Raw genomic sequence first — 14,176 nt, forward strand, 5'->3', positions numbered from 1 at the left:
TCTTGTATATGCGAATAGGTCGCAATTGCATTGCATGTGAAAGTCCCTAGAATAGGCAGCCGACGTCGCTTAGCGACAACAACGACGCTGGCAGTGGCACCGGGCCACATGCGTTTGGCCAGCGCCAGCGCTCCTTTGGCTCCGGATCCCACATGACTGCCTCCCCCGTTTCGTTCCGCCGGTTGCGTCCCAACCTGCTTGCCCTCGCCTGCTGCATCGCCAGCGCCGCCGCACCCGCCGCCCTTGCCCAGACCGCCACCGCCCTGGAAGCGGTCCAGGTCAATGCATACCGCGCCGCCAACAGCACCAGCGGCGCCACCAAGACCAGCACCAGCATTGCCGAAACGCCGCAGTCCATCGCCGTGATCGAGCGCGCCGAACTGGATGCGCGCGGCGTGCAGTCGCTCAACGACGCCATGCGTTACGTGGCAGGCGTCAGCCTGGAAAGCAGCGGCATCGACAACCGCGTGGACGATTTCCGCATCCGCGGTTTCGACGCCGGCAGCTGGGCCAACAACGTAACCCTGGACGGCATGCGCGCACCGCAGGGCAGCCAGTGGAACCGCAGCATGTTCGACAGCTGGAACCTGGAGCGGGTGGAAGTACTCAAGGGCCCCTCCGCCGTGATGTACGGCCAGGTCGCTCCCGGCGGCATGGTCAACCTGGTCAGCAAGACCCCCACCCCGGACCCGCAGCAGCTGCTGCGCCTGGGCGTGGATGCCAACGGCCAGTACAGCGCGGCGTTCGACGTCGGTACCGGCACCGATGACAACGCGCACCTGGTGCGCCTGGTCGGCCTGTACCGCGACGGCGACACCCAGATCAAGCACACCGCGCAGGAGCACTGGTTCCTGGCCCCCAGCTACACCTGGCAGATTGCCGAGCGCACCCGCCTGACCCTGCTGGGCATGTACCAGAAGGACGACGGGGGTTCCACCTGCCGATGGCCGGCACGCTCGACGCCACGCCCTACGGCCACATGAAGAACAGCACCTTCATCGGCCAGCCGGACTGGAACACCTTCGACCGCACGCTGTGGACGGCCGGGTGGATGTTCGAGCACCAGTTCAACGACCACCTCACCCTGACCCAGAACGCGCGTCGCACCCATGTGGATTCGCTGTACCGCGGCGTGGTTACCTTCGGCGCGCTCAATGCCGATGGCCGCACCCAGAACCGTCGCGGCGTGCAGGGCACCGGCGATTCCGACGGCGATACGTTCGACACCCGCCTGCAGGCACGCTTCAACACCGGTGCGGTGGACCACACCGTGCTGCTGGGCTGGGACTGGCAGCGGGCGGACTGGGAAGGCGTGCGCAGCGCGATGAGCAACCCGCGCCCGATCGACATCTTCGACCCGGTCTACTCCCCCTACCAGCCCACCATCACCACCGAAACGCCCACCGCCGGCATCAATCGCCAGAGCGGGGTGTACCTGCAGGACCAGCTGGCCGCCGGCAACTGGCGCCTTACCTTGGGCGGGCGCTACGATTGGACCAAGGACGACACCCTGAGCGCCACCCGCAACATTGCCACCGGCATCTCCCAGCCGGGTGCGCACAGCGTGATCAAGAACGAAGCGTTCACCGGCCGCGCCGGGCTGCTGTACGTGTTCGAGAACGGCCTGACCCCGTACGTGAGCTATGCCGAATCGTTCCAACCCTCGACCAGATCGCCGCTGGACAGCTTCACCCAGACCGCGTTCGATCCAGTCACCGGTTCGCAGTGGGAAGCCGGCGTGAAGTACCAGCCGGCCAGCGTCGACGGCCTGGTCACTCTGGCCGTGTACGACCTGCGCCAGGAGAACATGATCGTCGACGACCCGGTGACCAGCCACCGCAACTGCGGCGCCACCGGCACCGCGACCTGCTCCATCCAGGGCGACGAAGGCCGCGTGCGTGGCATCGAACTGGAAGGCAGGATCACGCCCACCGACGGCCTGAGCTTGATCGGCGCCGCCTCGCGGATGGACTCGGAAATGCTGAAGTCGTCGGCGTACAAGGGCAAGCAATTGGCCATGGTGCCCGATTACAGTGCTTCGTTCTGGGCCGATTACACCTTCCAGGCCGGCGCGCTGCGCGGCTTGAGCGTGGCCGCCGGTGCGCGCTACAACGGTGTCAGCTACGGCGACAGCGCCAACCTGTACCGCATTCCCTCCTACACGCTGTTCGACGCCGCGCTGCGTTATGACCTGGGCCGGTTCGGCAGCACCGACGTCAAGCTGGCGCTCAACGCCAGCAACCTGGCCGACAAGCGTTTTGTGTCGACGTGCACGGGGGTGTCGTCGTGTTACTACGGCAGTGGCCGCACGGTGATGGCGACGGCAACGTTCGGCTGGTGACCGGCACTGACGCGACGTAGTGCCACGCCCTGCGTGGCAACCCTGCACATGTCTTCGGATGGGGTTCAGCCACGCAGGGCGTGGCTCTACGTCGAAGATCAGCTGCCGTGAGGGTCTGAGACCACCACCAGCGGTACATCCCGCTGCGGGTGCCTCAACACCAGTACCGGTTGCTGGTACACGCGCTCTATGTGTTCACGCGTGAGCACCTCGTCCGGCGTGCCATCGGCGGCCACCCGGCCCTGTTCCAGCAGCACGATGCGGTCAGCGTAACCCGCCGCCAGGTTCAGGTCGTGCAGTACCACGATCACGCAGGCGCCGACATCGGCCAGTTTTCGCACGGCGCGCAACGTGCGCTCTTGATGGCGAAGGTCCAGCGCTGCGGTCGGCTCATCGAGCAGCAGCAACGGCGTGTCCTGGGTCAGCACCCGCGCGAAGGTGGCGCGCGCCGCCTCGCCACCGGACAGCGTCTGCACTTCGCGCCGCCGCAGCCCCACCATCTCCGCCTGGCCCAGCGACTGCTCCACCAGCGCCGCATCGCGCAGCGCATCGGCCGCGTGTGGCAGCCGCCCCATCGCCACCACCTCGTCCACCGTGAAGGCGAACCGCACCGCGTGGTCCTGCGGCATCACCGCGCGCTCGCGCGCCAGTGCCATCGCCTTCCAGTGCGCAATCGGCTTGTCGTGCAGGATCACCTGCCCCGCATCCGCCTCCACATCCCCACTGGCCACCGCCAGCAGCGTCGACTTGCCCGCCCCGTTCGGCCCCACCAATGCGGTCAGCGTGCCGGGGGCAAAGCCCAGATGGATATCGTGCAGGATGGGGCGCTCGCCAAAGCACACCCCCACCCCGTCCAGCTGCAGGAACGGCGCTGTCATAGCGTGCCGCTCCGGCGCTGGTGCAGCACCATCCACAGGAAGAACGGTGCGCCCAACGCCGCCGAGAACAGCCCCAGCGGAATCTCCGCCGGCGGATCCAGCGTGCGTGCGGCCGTATCGGCCACCACGATCAGCAACGCACCGGTCACCGCCGACACCGGCAGCAACCAGCGGTGCCCCGGGCCTACCAGCATGCGCACCACGTGCGGCACCACCAGGCCCACGAAGCCGATGGAACCTGCGAACGCCACCGCCGCACCGACCAGCAGCGCACTGAACGCAATCAGCTTCAGCCGCGTGCGCTTCACATCCAGGCCCAGGTGCTGTGCCTGGCGCTCCCCCAGCGCCAGCATGTCCAGCGGCGTGGCCAGCCGCCGCAGGGCGAACGTACCCAGCACGAACACCGGCAGCGCTGCCGCCAGATCGGCCCAGTCAGCCTGCGCCAGCGAGCCCATCTGCCAGAACACCAGCGACTGCAGCTCGCTTTCGCTGGCGATGTAGGTCAGGAAACCTATCGCCGCCGAGCAGAACGCCGCCATCGCGATGCCCACCAGCAACAACGTGGCCGTGCCGGTATTGCGCCCCGGCCGTGCCAGCGCGTACGTAAGGCTGATCGCCGCCGCACCGCCGGCGAACGCCGCCAACGGCAACGTCCAGCCGCCCGCGCTGCCCGCGCCCAGCACGATCGCTGCCACCGCGCCGAGCGCCGCGCCCTGCGTCACCCCCACGATGCCGGGATCCGCCAGGGGATTGCCGAACAGACCCTGCAGGCTCGCCCCGGCCATCGCCAGCGACGCCCCCACCAGCGCACCGAGCAGGGCGCGCGGAATGCGCAGGTTCCAGACCACCGCCATGTCGCGCTGGCTGACCTGCGACGGATCGAGCATCCCAAACTTGACCGCCACTGCCTGCACCACCTCCAGCGGTGGCAGGCGCAGCGGCCCGACCGCGAACGAGGCCAGGATCGCGCCCAGCAACGCCAGCGCCATCATGGCCAGCACCCACCCGCCCGCACGTCGGCGTGTATTGCGTTCCATCACTGCGTCATGCTCATGGCGACGGCACTGCCGCCAATGCCTTGGCCAACGCCACCGCGCCGCTGCCCGACCCGATGCTGGCCGCCTTCAACTGCACGTCCGGCATCACCCAGACACGGTTGGCCGCCCCGGCCGGGGTCTGCTTCAGCGTCGGGTAGGCCTTCCATAGCCCTGCCTCGCCACCCAACAGCTGCAGATCGTTCCCGGTGACCAGGATCACCTCGGGCGCTGCCGCCACCACGCCTTCGTTGCTCAGCGCCGAATAGTTGGCCACGCCAGCTTCGGTACCGATGTTGATGCCGCCCGCCAACCCGATCAGCTTGCCCGACGCACTATCTGCGCCGGCCACGGTAGGCGCGCCACCGGCACCAGTGGCCGACAAGTGGATCACCCGCGGATGTACCTTGCTGGCCGTCGCAATCGCGGCGGCCTCATCCAGCTGCGCCTGCACCTGTGCTGCCAGCGCATTGCCTGCCTCGGCCACGCCGAGCGCGGCCGCCACCTTGCGCACCTTGTCCGGCGCAGGCTGCAGGTCATCGATCACCACCGCTGCCTCGCCCGCCCCGCGCAGCTTCTTCGCCAGTTCGGTATGCCGGCGCAGGCTGTTGCCCAAGAACAACGTGCCTTCCAGGCTGAGCACACCTTCCACGCCGGTGGTGCGATTGAACAGGAACTGCCTGGGCGCCTTGCGTCCGGCTTCGGTGGCCGAACGCAGCGGCGCGGCGTACACCTGCGCGCCCATACCCAGCGCTTCGATCACCGCGATCACATCGTCACCGCCAGCCACGATCCGCGAAGCGTCCTTCACTGTTACCTGCTCGCCGTCGTCCGAGGTGACCGTTACCGGCAACACCGGGGTCAGGTTCGTGCTGGACGGCACGTCGGTGCCGGCCAGGTGCAGCCAACCCTGCGGCAGCGAAGCGGGTGCAGACGGATCAGCCACAACGGTTGCCTGCGGTGCGGCACTCTCAGGTGCCGGCGGATCCGCAGGCTTGCCACCGCAGGCAGCAAGCGCTGCCGTCAGGGCCAGCAGCAGTACGCTTCGGTGCACGGTCAGTGAACTCGACATGTATTTCTCCAGTCAGGTGCGCGCAAGGCCCAAGCCCCGCGCACGATGCCCATCAACGACGCGTTGGCGTGATACGGGTGATGCGGTCGCCCTTGGGGTCCTCCGCACCGCGCGACTTGTTGACCGCGAACACGTTGCCCTTGCCGTCCTCGCGGACATGGTTCGGGAAGGTGCCGCCATCCAGGTTGCCGACCACCTTGCCGTCGCCATCCACCACGGTCACCGTGCCGGCGCCGCGGTTGGTGACATAGGCCAGGCCGGACACCGGTTCGAACGCCACGTTCAAGGCGCCGGCGCCCACCGGCACATCGTGCAGGACCGTGCCGCTGGCCACGTCCACGATCAGCAGGTTATCGGTCCCCTGCGAAGCCACGTAGAGCCGGTTCTGCTTCGCGTCGAAGGCGACGCCGGAGGCGCTGATCGCGTTGCCCAGGTCGATGACCTTGTCGACCTTGCCGCTGGCCACGTCGATCACCGCCGCTTCGGGCGTGCCGATGCTCACCGTGAACAGTTTGCCGCTGGCTTCATCCAGCACCAGGCTCATCGGTACGAACTTCTCGTCATCCACACCGGAGGCCAGCGTGATCGGCTCCAGCGCCTTGAAGGTTTTCGCATCGAACACCGACAGATGGTCTTCACCGGCCGCCGAAGCAAACACCCTGCCCCGCTTGGCATCCACCACCACGTCGCGCGCGTGCGGCACCGCGCCCACCGGGAACTGGTGCACCAGGGACAGGTCGGACTGGCGATACACCGCGACCGTGTCCTGCCGCGTATTGCTGACCCACACGTTGCCGTTGGCATCGTCCACGCCCACGCCGTATACCGCGAACACGCTGCCGCCCTTGGCGTCGGGCACCTGCGCCGGGGTGATCGCCTTGACCACTTTCAGCGTCTTCGGGTCCACCTTGAGCAGCTGGGACTGGGTCACCGGCGGGCGGCCTACCGCCGAGGTCACGAACAAGGCAGTGCTGCCGGCGCTGTAGGCGCTCTGGTACAGGCCCTGCACCAGCTTGCCGGACTGCTGCTGGAACGCCTGCTGGCCGCTCAGCGGCAGGTTCGGCGATACCCGCAGTGCCACCACCACCGCCGCAGCCGGCCGGCTGGCACGCACCACCACCGGGTGCTGGCCCGGCACGGCATCGGCCGGGATCTGCACACTCGCCTTGAAGCTGCCCTGCTCATCCACCACTACCGGGGTTGCATTGAGCACGGTTTCGCCGCGCAGCAGGGTCACCTGCTGGCCCGGCACGAACGCGCGCCCGGTCACTTCGGCGGTGCTGCCTGGAATCACATTCTCATTGCGCGCACTGACCTTGCCACGGAAGCCATTGGCCGGCGTATCGAACACCGGCTGTGCGGACACCGCACCGGTCACCAGCGACAAGGCCAAAGCCAACGCCGCAACACGCGGCAGGGAAACCAATCGGGACATAGCAGACTCCTTCTGTAGGGGCGCGCCGGAAGCGCGTGTCACAAGGGTTGCCTTGGCGTGGCCGCATCGCTGCGGCGGTGACACGGGGCCACGTACTGCCTGGGTAGGGGGGAAATCAATCGGTGCTTGTATCGGCGGGCGCCACAGCCGGTGCAGCGCTGCGGTCGGCCACGCCATACAACGCGGCCAACGTCGCCTTCAGCGATGCCGGCAGCATCGGACCGTGGCCGAGACCGGGAAACTCGCGGTAGGTCACCTGCAGGCCCGGTACATCTGCCAGGCGCCCGCCCAGCGCATGCGCTGCATCCGGCGTGGCGCCTGCAATGCGGCGCAGGTGCGCAACCACGCGTGGATTGTTCATGTCACGCACGCCACGGTTGCCGCTGCGTTCGTCACCGCCGAGCATCAGCCATACCTTGGCAGGCGCAGGATGGGCGATGAAGCCCCGCTCCATCGTGCCCTGCGGTGCGCCCTGGCTCCACCACAACGAGGGGCTCGCGCTCACGTACTGCTGGAATGCGGTGGGCTGGGTATACAGCGTGCTGAGCACGAACAGCCCGCCCAACGAGTGGCCCCAGAGCGACTGCTGCTGCGTGTCCACGCGGGCGCGGCGTTCCACCTCTGGCTTGATCTGCTGCTGGATGACATCGAGGAAGGCCTTGGCGCCACCGCCGCTGGATTGCGAGGTGCCGTTCTCATCATCGGCCGTGTCCACCCAGGCGGTGTAATCCAACGTGCGTGCAGGCGAATCGATGCGAAGGTCGTTGTCGTAGCCGATGAACACCAGCACCGGTGCTGCATGCGCGGCCAGGTCGCTCAACAGCGCCTGGTCGAACACCATCGCCGCGGCGTTGCCGTCCAGCATGTACAGCACCGGCGCCAGCGCGGCCGCATTGCGTGTTGGTATGCCGACATTGACGCGCCAGCGCCGCGTGGGTGCGCCGCTCTCGATCACGAAACGCTCGAAGCGGTAACTCTGTGCCGGCTGGTCCAACACCGTTTCACCGACCTTCTGCAGCGGGTTGCGCTGCTGTGCCGCTGCCGGTGCCGGTGCCATCGCAACCACGCCCAATGCAGCGGCCACGCCCACATTGCGCAACCACGGAGAAAAAGCAGGAATCAGGCTGGAAAGCACGGCAGGTGCGACTCAAGGCAAGGCGATCACCCCAGTGTACCTCAAATGCGAATGGGTATCACTTGCCTTGTGAGCGCCGCGCGTACGAAAAGTCCGGCCAGATGGCCGGACTTCGGTTATTCCGTTTGCGCAGGGGTTTATTCTTCTTCGTCCTGCTGGCCGCCCTGCTGGTTGGGCTCGCTCTTCTGGTTCGGGTCCTGCTGTTGCTGCTGACCCTGGCGCTGCTTGTCGTGCTGGTCTTTCTGGTTCTGCTGGTTCTGCTGGCCCTGTTGCGGGTTCTGTTGCCCCTTCTGCGGATTCTGCTGGTTGCCCATTACGTATCTCCGGTAGACGGCGTCGAAAGCGATGCCGGTGAATCCACACTAGGGGCCTGCCTGTTACCACCGCGTACGTGGATGCAAGCCCACGTACACGTATCGCGCATCTGGGTAAACAGTTCACAACTCAACTGGTGGCAGTCACACCGTTGTAGCAACGCGATACAGACCGCGCAGCATCACGGATCAGCGTCGAATATCACGGTAACCTCACCCCGGTAGTGACTACCGGGATGATCCAGCATTGCCTTGACCGCGTCGCCGTTGACCGCGAAATGCAGTTGCGAGGGACGGCGGATGATGAAAGCGTCCGCCGTGAGCACCGGTGGCGCCATGGTCGTGGTCAATGGCAGTCCCACCGCGTCGACCCCGGACGCCGCATCGCGGAACCCAGGCAGCGTCAGGCGGATATCCAGCGGCGCATCGTCCGCCGTTTCAGTGACGTTGCGGATCGCGCAGCGGCCGTCCGGCAGCGGGTACTGGCATTCAAGCGACACGCTGAACTGACCGGAACTGCTCAGACTGAACGGCAGCTCGCGCTCCAGCGCCTTCGGCACGATGCCGTGGTCGCTCCACTGCGTCCAGCCACCCTTCGGCGCGAGCACCGCGCGATCGCTGCCCGGCGGCAGGTCGAGCTGGAAGGCATGCTGGACATCCAGCCGGAAATGAACGTTCACGATATTGTCGTCCAGCACCACGCCGTTGCCCAGGTCGAAATCGGCGCCTTCGCCGGTTCCTCCCACCCGGTAGGTGGTCATGCCCGTATAGATGCCGCTGCGCATTGCCAACGGCGCCGGGGTTGTCAGCTTGTAGGTGAAGTCGAACTCCGAGATGGCGTAATTGTTCGTGTTTAGCCAATGCAGCGAGCACTCCAGCACACCGTCACCCCCGTCCTGGCGCAGCCACAGGCGCATGACACTCCGGTTGTTTGCGTTGGTGTTGCTCAATGCCCGGCTGCAGTTCCTCGCGTTGCCCGTGGACGCAGGCTCGGTGGGTCCGTCCCCGTCCTGGTCGACCAGACGCAGCGCAGCACCGATGATCTTCACCCCCAGGTCGAACGTGTGCAGGCCATCATCGGAGGTGACCGTGACGGTGCGCGGCTCCGGCATGCCGATGAAGAAGCTGTCGCGCCCATAATCGTTCGTGCGAATGCCCTGCTTGGTGCCACGGACCTTGGTATCGATGCTCCACCAGTTGTTGTTGATGCACGCCTGCAGGTGCGTGCCGTTGCACACACCCGACCACGGCGTGGTATTGACGAACTCGCGCTTGTTGGGGTCATTGATATCAGGCTTGAACTCCGCCGTGATGTGGATATCGGCCGCATGGGCGCCGCCGGCAGCGGCGACCAGCGCAATGACACACACTGCGCCACGCAGCCGGCGCAACCCGGCAGAGAGGGAAAAATCACGGATCACGGCATTGCTCCTGCAGCGGATGCAGCCGACGACGACTGCGCAGTGTCAAGGGAGGTCGGCGGGCATTTCAGGATGCCGGCCATCCATGTGTCGCCCTGCGGGCGGGTGGTGGTGCCATCCAGCACGAAACTGCAGCCGGCCACTGCCGGGTGGCGCACTTCCAGGCTCGGCGCCTTTGCGCTCATTTCCAGCGCGAAGAAACCATCGGCTTCGGCCACGCTGCGCCCGGCATGGTTGATCACGTGCGCGCCGGCCAGCGGCTGGCCGGCGGCATCCTTGAGGTGGCCCATCACGGTGAAGGTGCTCAGCACTTCCACCTTGCCGTACGCCACCCCACCCTTGTTGAGGTGATAGTCCAGGGTCGCCGGCTGGATGCTCGCGGCCGGCGCGGCACGCCCATCGAAGTCAATCTGCAGCGCGCCGTTGCGGTAGGCGGTCACCGGCAGGAAGTTGCGGCCCGGCTGGAGGACGTACGAACCGCCGCGGCTGTCGTGTGCGCGCAGCTCCACATCGGGCAGCTCCGAGCTCACATCCACGATCATGCCGGTATCGATGCTGCTCATCTGCCCTGCACCGGCGATGGCCAGCTTGCCGCCACCAATGGCCATGGTGCTTTCCAGGTTCAGGCCACCGCTGAGGGTGCCGCCCAGCGACGAGCGCTGCGCATGCACGTCGCCGCGCAGCGCCGGGTGTTCGAACAACGCGTTGGTGCTCAGGCCCAGCCCGTCGCTGTCCACCGTAGCCTGGCCGGCCACGCTGCGCAGCAGGCCCTGCTCGAAGCTTTGCTGTACGCCCGCGCTGGCATACAGGCTGCGCCCGCCGTCGGTGGCGGTGCGGCTGCCCAGGCTGCCGCTGTAGCGACGATCTTCGCGGCCGAGCGCGATGTTCAGGGTGAAGTCGACCCCGCGGTTGCGGCGCATGCCGCTGCTCACGTTGGCCGGGCGGTCGAACACGGCCGCGCGCCAGGTGGCATCGCTGCCGAACAGCATCTGGCGTCGGCTGAACGACAGGTCCACGCCGACACCATTGCTGACGCCGGAGTGATGCGACACGCGTGCGGCAATGTGGCTGCTGTCGCCCAGGCGATGATTCACGCTCAGAGCGCTGGTCTGCAGCCAGCCCGAACGGGTCTGCGGCAACTCGGCGCCCGGCGGCAGCGGCGGGAAGGCATCATCGCCGGGGCGGCGACGCTCCTGCCAGCTGCGGTTGTGTGAGGCGATCACCGTGCCGTGGCGGTAGCGCCACATGCCCTGCAGGTCCACGCCACTACCGTGGTCGCCGGAATAGGCGTTGGTGTAGAGGTTGGCGCGGTCGTTGATCTGCCAGTCAAGCGAACCGGCGAACGCGTTCTCGCCGTCCAGGTGCTGGGCGGACAGGCCGACAATCGCACGCGGATGGGCCAGGTAGTTGACGATGCCGCCTGCGGCGAATGCACCGGCGTTCGGGTCCTCCAGGCTGTCCAGCAGGCTGTGCTGGACACCGGCGAATGCACTGTAGCGCCAGCGGCGGCTCGGATCGCGCCAGTTGCCCGGCTTGTGGATCACCGTGGTCTCGCGCGAGCTTTCGCGCCCGTCCTCGATCACCCGCAGTTCAACCTCGTAGATGCCGCCCGGCAGGCGCCGGGTATCGAGCTCCTGCAGGCCCGGCTGCAGCGGCTGGGTCAGGATCAGGCTGCCGTCGCGGAACACTTCCACCGTGCCCTCGCGGTTGGCGGTGACGTAGACCGGGTACAGGCTGGGCGCGCGCGAATCGATGGCCAGGCTGTCCGACGAGCCGGCCATCATGCCCACGGTGGTATGACTGAGCGACCCAGGCGCACGCGGCTGGCGGGTGACGCCCTGGAAGTTGGGCAGGAAGTACCCCACGCGCAGGAAGTTGTCGCGGAATTCGCGCTGCGCGTACAGGCTCTGCACCGAGTGGCGCAGCTCGCCCTCCTCGTCGCCACTGCGGTCTACCTGGTAATTGCCCACCAGGCTCCACTGGCCCAGGCTGCCCTGCGCGTCGAGCGCGTAGCGGCCGGCCGCATCGATGCCCTGCCCTGCATAGGCGTTGAGCTGGTGGCGCAGGATCAGGCCACGGCTGCCGCCTTCGGGCAGCGCGAGGTGGCGTTGGGCCACGCCGGCGCGGCCCCCGTTTTCGGTGGCAATGGACAGCAGCGAGCTCTCCAGGCTGTAGTGCAGCTGCAGCAGGCCGTCTGTGCAGGCCTGCGCGCATGCGCCCAGCGGACGCGGCGCGGACAGCGCCTTCAACCAGCGCTCGCGTTCGGCGGCCGGTTCGGTGCTGTCGTGGCTGTCGGTGAACTCCAACAGCGACAAGGTATTTTCGCGGGACAGTACGGCCCGGGCGTCGCCCAGGTACTGCCCATCGCGTTCGACACGCACCACCAGGGGTACGTCGAAGAAGTGGTCACGGAAGTCATCGGGCAAGCCCCCCGCCTGGTCAAGCAGGGTGAGGCTTTCCAGTGCCGCAGGCGCAGCCTGCACTACTGCACTGCTGCAATAGAGCATTACGGCGGTGGCGATGGGAAGCAGACGCGGTGACATGGCCATTCCTGTGTATGAAAGAGGGGCGCGTGAGCGCCCCTCCTGTGGCAGCCGGGGCTGCCGGGGTAACGCGTGCTGAGGCGCGTTGACTTACGGGGTGCCGCTTTCGAACATCATGAAAACGTTGCCCTGGTAGTTGCCGTGGGCGTAGCCTTCTTCGCCCGCAGCAGCGGCGGTGATCGCCACGGCCGCACGCTTGCTGGCAGCGGCTTCGGTCGGGGTGGCAACTTCGACCGCGTTGGCGGCGCCAACCTGCAGGTCCTGGCCGGCAACGGCCACGGTCAGGTCGATCGCGTTACCGGCGCTGGTCAGCATCGCCTCGGTGGTCAGGTAGGCATTGATCGCGCCCAGGCCGCTCTTCATGTCGACCTGCTGCTGGATCGGATCCAGACGCTGGGTGGCGATGTTCCAGCGCATGTTCTGGGTCTGGCCGGCCCAGTCGCCAACCGGCGAGATCTGCAGGCCGGTAGCCGACGGCACGACCGCTTCAACAGTGACCTGGATGGGGAACTGTTCGGTGGCAGCCATCGCGGCGGCCGGGGTGAGGATCAGGGCAGCCGCAGCGGCCAGGACGGTGGTTTTGAAGCTCATGTCAGTACATCTCCGAGAGTGGAAAGGTGTCGCCTGGAGTCCGGCGACGGGACGGTGGTTCCAAGCGGAACCTAGGGGCTGAGCAGGACGTCCTTGCGGGCGTCCCCCTCAACGATCTGGAACTGATGCTGCTTGCCCGCTTCGCGCGGGAAGCGTTCACTGCGCCCGGGCAGCAGATGGACCTTGCGCGACGGCGAGCACTTGGCCGCCTTGTCCTGCGTGCTGCATTGGCGGATGTCGTCCAGCACGACGGTGGTGTTGCCGGCATTGCTCAGCTGCACGTAGGTGTCGTGGGTTTCGGTCTGCACGTCGTAACGCGTCTGGTCGGGATGGACGATCACGAACACGCCATAGCCGGTGAGCACGTTGACGCCGGCCGACAGTTCCTTGCGGTAGTCCTCCCGCTGGGCATCGGTCAGCGCGAACTCATCTTCAGACTGCGGCAGCACGGGCACGAAGCGCACGCGGTAGTAGCGCTCAGTACTGCGGTCGCCCTGCACCAGCAGACGCGTGGCCTGTTGGCCCTGGGCGGGAACGATCAGCCGCGAAGGGCTGGCGATCAGGCCCGCGCCCGCGCCTGCACCGGAGGTATCGACCGGAACTTCGTGGTGGGTGCCGTCTGCGGCATACCGCACTTCGGTGATCTGCACCCGGACAAACGCGGTGGCGTCGCCGGTATTGCGCACGCGCTTGAGCAACGCGCCCTTGCCGGGCTCTGCATATTCATACATCGCGCCTACGTGGATGCTGGGCGCCGCGGCATGCGCACTGCCCTGCACGGCGGACATCGCCAACAGCACCGCCATGGCGGTCATCAGACGCTTCATCGAAGATGCTCCTATGATTGACTGGGTGAATGTTCAGCTCAGTTGTCATAACTGCCCTGAATCGAGTGCGCAGGTTATGCGTCACCCCCATGTCGTCATATGCAACATCTTTCAAACGTCACTGCAACTTATTGCAAGTGTGATTGACATGGTGATCATTCAAGTCGACGGGTATTGCCTTGTTGAATGAGGTGCGCAGCTTAGGCAGCCTCGCCATGTCGTCACATGCAAGATTCTTCAAACATAAGTGCAACTTGTTGTAGTGACTGCGGATAAAAGACGCAAATTTCGTACACACTTATATGCATTAACCACCACGATGAGGCGCCGTGCCGGGCCGGTGTCGGGCAGATGCGGTTCTACAGACGAGTCGCTCGGTCACACAACGGCTGCGTCATGCGATGTCGAGCGAAGGTGCTGACGCCGGCCACGATGTGGATTGAACATTCATGAAATCCCCGCATCACGGCGAGCCATTGACGCCAAGTGACTCGACGCGTCAATCACGCAGAAAATAGACATGAAAAGTCGCTCCTGACACCGACGATGGCATCACATCCGACCAGCACAGTGATAGCCATCTCA

General features: G+C 66.3%; 12 protein-coding genes. 2 read left to right on the plus strand and 10 right to left on the minus strand.

Annotation, left to right across the window (positions count from 1 at the left end; translation table 11 throughout):
* Positions 1 to 152: 152 nt before the first annotated feature.
* Both WIX41_RS00125 and WIX41_RS00130 read left to right on the plus strand, forming a co-directional pair.
* Positions 153 to 983, plus strand: coding sequence for a TonB-dependent siderophore receptor (locus WIX41_RS00125; RefSeq protein ID WP_339445163.1), 831 nt, complete (start codon positions 153 to 155; stop codon positions 981 to 983).
* Entirely contained in the window at positions 944 to 2,341 is a 1,398-nt protein-coding gene (locus tag WIX41_RS00130) for a TonB-dependent siderophore receptor (RefSeq protein ID WP_339445165.1), read from the plus strand. The genes WIX41_RS00125 and WIX41_RS00130 overlap by 40 nt, the downstream gene beginning before the upstream one ends.
* Before the next feature lie 98 nt (positions 2,342 to 2,439).
* On the opposite strand, the gene WIX41_RS00135 is transcribed toward WIX41_RS00130, so the two are convergent.
* The 10 genes from WIX41_RS00135 to WIX41_RS00180 form a co-directional block, all read right to left on the minus strand.
* Entirely contained in the window at positions 2,440 to 3,219 is a 780-nt protein-coding gene (locus tag WIX41_RS00135; protein ID WP_339445167.1) for a heme ABC transporter ATP-binding protein, read from the minus strand.
* A complete protein-coding gene (locus WIX41_RS00140) occupies positions 3,216 to 4,256 on the minus strand; it encodes a FecCD family ABC transporter permease (RefSeq protein WP_339445169.1) in 1,041 nt (346 codons plus the stop codon). Before WIX41_RS00140 ends, WIX41_RS00135 begins: the two co-directional genes overlap by 4 nt.
* 13 nt (positions 4,257 to 4,269) lie before the next feature.
* A complete protein-coding gene (locus tag WIX41_RS00145) occupies positions 4,270 to 5,325 on the minus strand; it encodes a heme/hemin ABC transporter substrate-binding protein (RefSeq protein WP_339445171.1) in 1,056 nt (351 codons plus the stop codon).
* 52 nt (positions 5,326 to 5,377) lie between these two features.
* Positions 5,378 to 6,760 (minus strand): YncE family protein, encoded by a 1,383-nt coding sequence (locus WIX41_RS00150; protein WP_339445173.1) that lies wholly within the window; start codon positions 6,758 to 6,760, stop codon positions 5,378 to 5,380.
* A gap of 115 nt (positions 6,761 to 6,875) precedes the next feature.
* Entirely contained in the window at positions 6,876 to 7,895 is a 1,020-nt protein-coding gene (locus WIX41_RS00155) for an alpha/beta hydrolase (RefSeq protein WP_339445175.1), read from the minus strand.
* Positions 7,896 to 8,032: 137 nt separating this feature from the next.
* Complete coding sequence (locus tag WIX41_RS00160; RefSeq protein ID WP_339445177.1) at positions 8,033 to 8,209, minus strand: hypothetical protein; 177 nt, start codon at positions 8,207 to 8,209, stop codon at positions 8,033 to 8,035.
* A 182-nt stretch (positions 8,210 to 8,391) separates the two neighbouring features.
* Positions 8,392 to 9,630, minus strand: a complete 1,239-nt coding sequence (locus WIX41_RS00165; protein WP_339445179.1) for a hypothetical protein — start codon at positions 9,628 to 9,630, stop codon at positions 8,392 to 8,394.
* Positions 9,627 to 12,173, minus strand: coding sequence for a TcfC E-set like domain-containing protein (locus WIX41_RS00170; RefSeq protein WP_339445181.1), 2,547 nt, complete (start codon positions 12,171 to 12,173; stop codon positions 9,627 to 9,629). The genes WIX41_RS00165 and WIX41_RS00170 overlap by 4 nt, the downstream gene beginning before the upstream one ends.
* 90 nt (positions 12,174 to 12,263) lie before the next feature.
* Entirely contained in the window at positions 12,264 to 12,764 is a 501-nt protein-coding gene (locus WIX41_RS00175; RefSeq protein ID WP_339445183.1) for a CS1 type fimbrial major subunit, read from the minus strand.
* A 71-nt stretch (positions 12,765 to 12,835) separates the two neighbouring features.
* The gene (locus tag WIX41_RS00180) at positions 12,836 to 13,591 is read right to left on the minus strand and encodes a hypothetical protein (protein ID WP_339445185.1); all 756 of its coding nucleotides are present in this window, start codon (positions 13,589 to 13,591) and stop codon (positions 12,836 to 12,838) included.
* Positions 13,592 to 14,176: the final 585 nt, after the last annotated feature.

Origin of the sequence: Stenotrophomonas sp. AB1(2024), assembly GCF_037482345.1 — a bacterium.
Lineage (GTDB): Bacteria > Pseudomonadota > Gammaproteobacteria > Xanthomonadales > Xanthomonadaceae > Stenotrophomonas.

What these genes read in the sequence shown, in the direction of transcription:
- WIX41_RS00170 (WP_339445181.1), bottom strand. Translation starts at nt 12,173, where the DNA reads ATGTCACCGCGTCTGCTTCCCATCGCCACCGCCGTAATGCTCTATTGC.
- WIX41_RS00180 (WP_339445185.1), bottom strand. Translation starts at nt 13,591, where the DNA reads ATGAAGCGTCTGATGACCGCCATGGCGGTGCTGTTGGCGATGTCCGCC.
- WIX41_RS00125 (WP_339445163.1), top strand. Translation starts at nt 153, where the DNA reads ATGACTGCCTCCCCCGTTTCGTTCCGCCGGTTGCGTCCCAACCTGCTT.
- WIX41_RS00160 (WP_339445177.1), bottom strand. Translation starts at nt 8,209, where the DNA reads ATGGGCAACCAGCAGAATCCGCAGAAGGGGCAACAGAACCCGCAACAG.
- WIX41_RS00130 (WP_339445165.1), top strand. Translation starts at nt 944, where the DNA reads ATGGCCGGCACGCTCGACGCCACGCCCTACGGCCACATGAAGAACAGC.
- WIX41_RS00150 (WP_339445173.1), bottom strand. Translation starts at nt 6,760, where the DNA reads ATGTCCCGATTGGTTTCCCTGCCGCGTGTTGCGGCGTTGGCTTTGGCC.
- WIX41_RS00140 (WP_339445169.1), bottom strand. Translation starts at nt 4,256, where the DNA reads ATGGAACGCAATACACGCCGACGTGCGGGCGGGTGGGTGCTGGCCATG.
- WIX41_RS00135 (WP_339445167.1), bottom strand. Translation starts at nt 3,219, where the DNA reads ATGACAGCGCCGTTCCTGCAGCTGGACGGGGTGGGGGTGTGCTTTGGC.
- WIX41_RS00175 (WP_339445183.1), bottom strand. Translation starts at nt 12,764, where the DNA reads ATGAGCTTCAAAACCACCGTCCTGGCCGCTGCGGCTGCCCTGATCCTC.
- WIX41_RS00145 (WP_339445171.1), bottom strand. Translation starts at nt 5,325, where the DNA reads ATGTCGAGTTCACTGACCGTGCACCGAAGCGTACTGCTGCTGGCCCTG.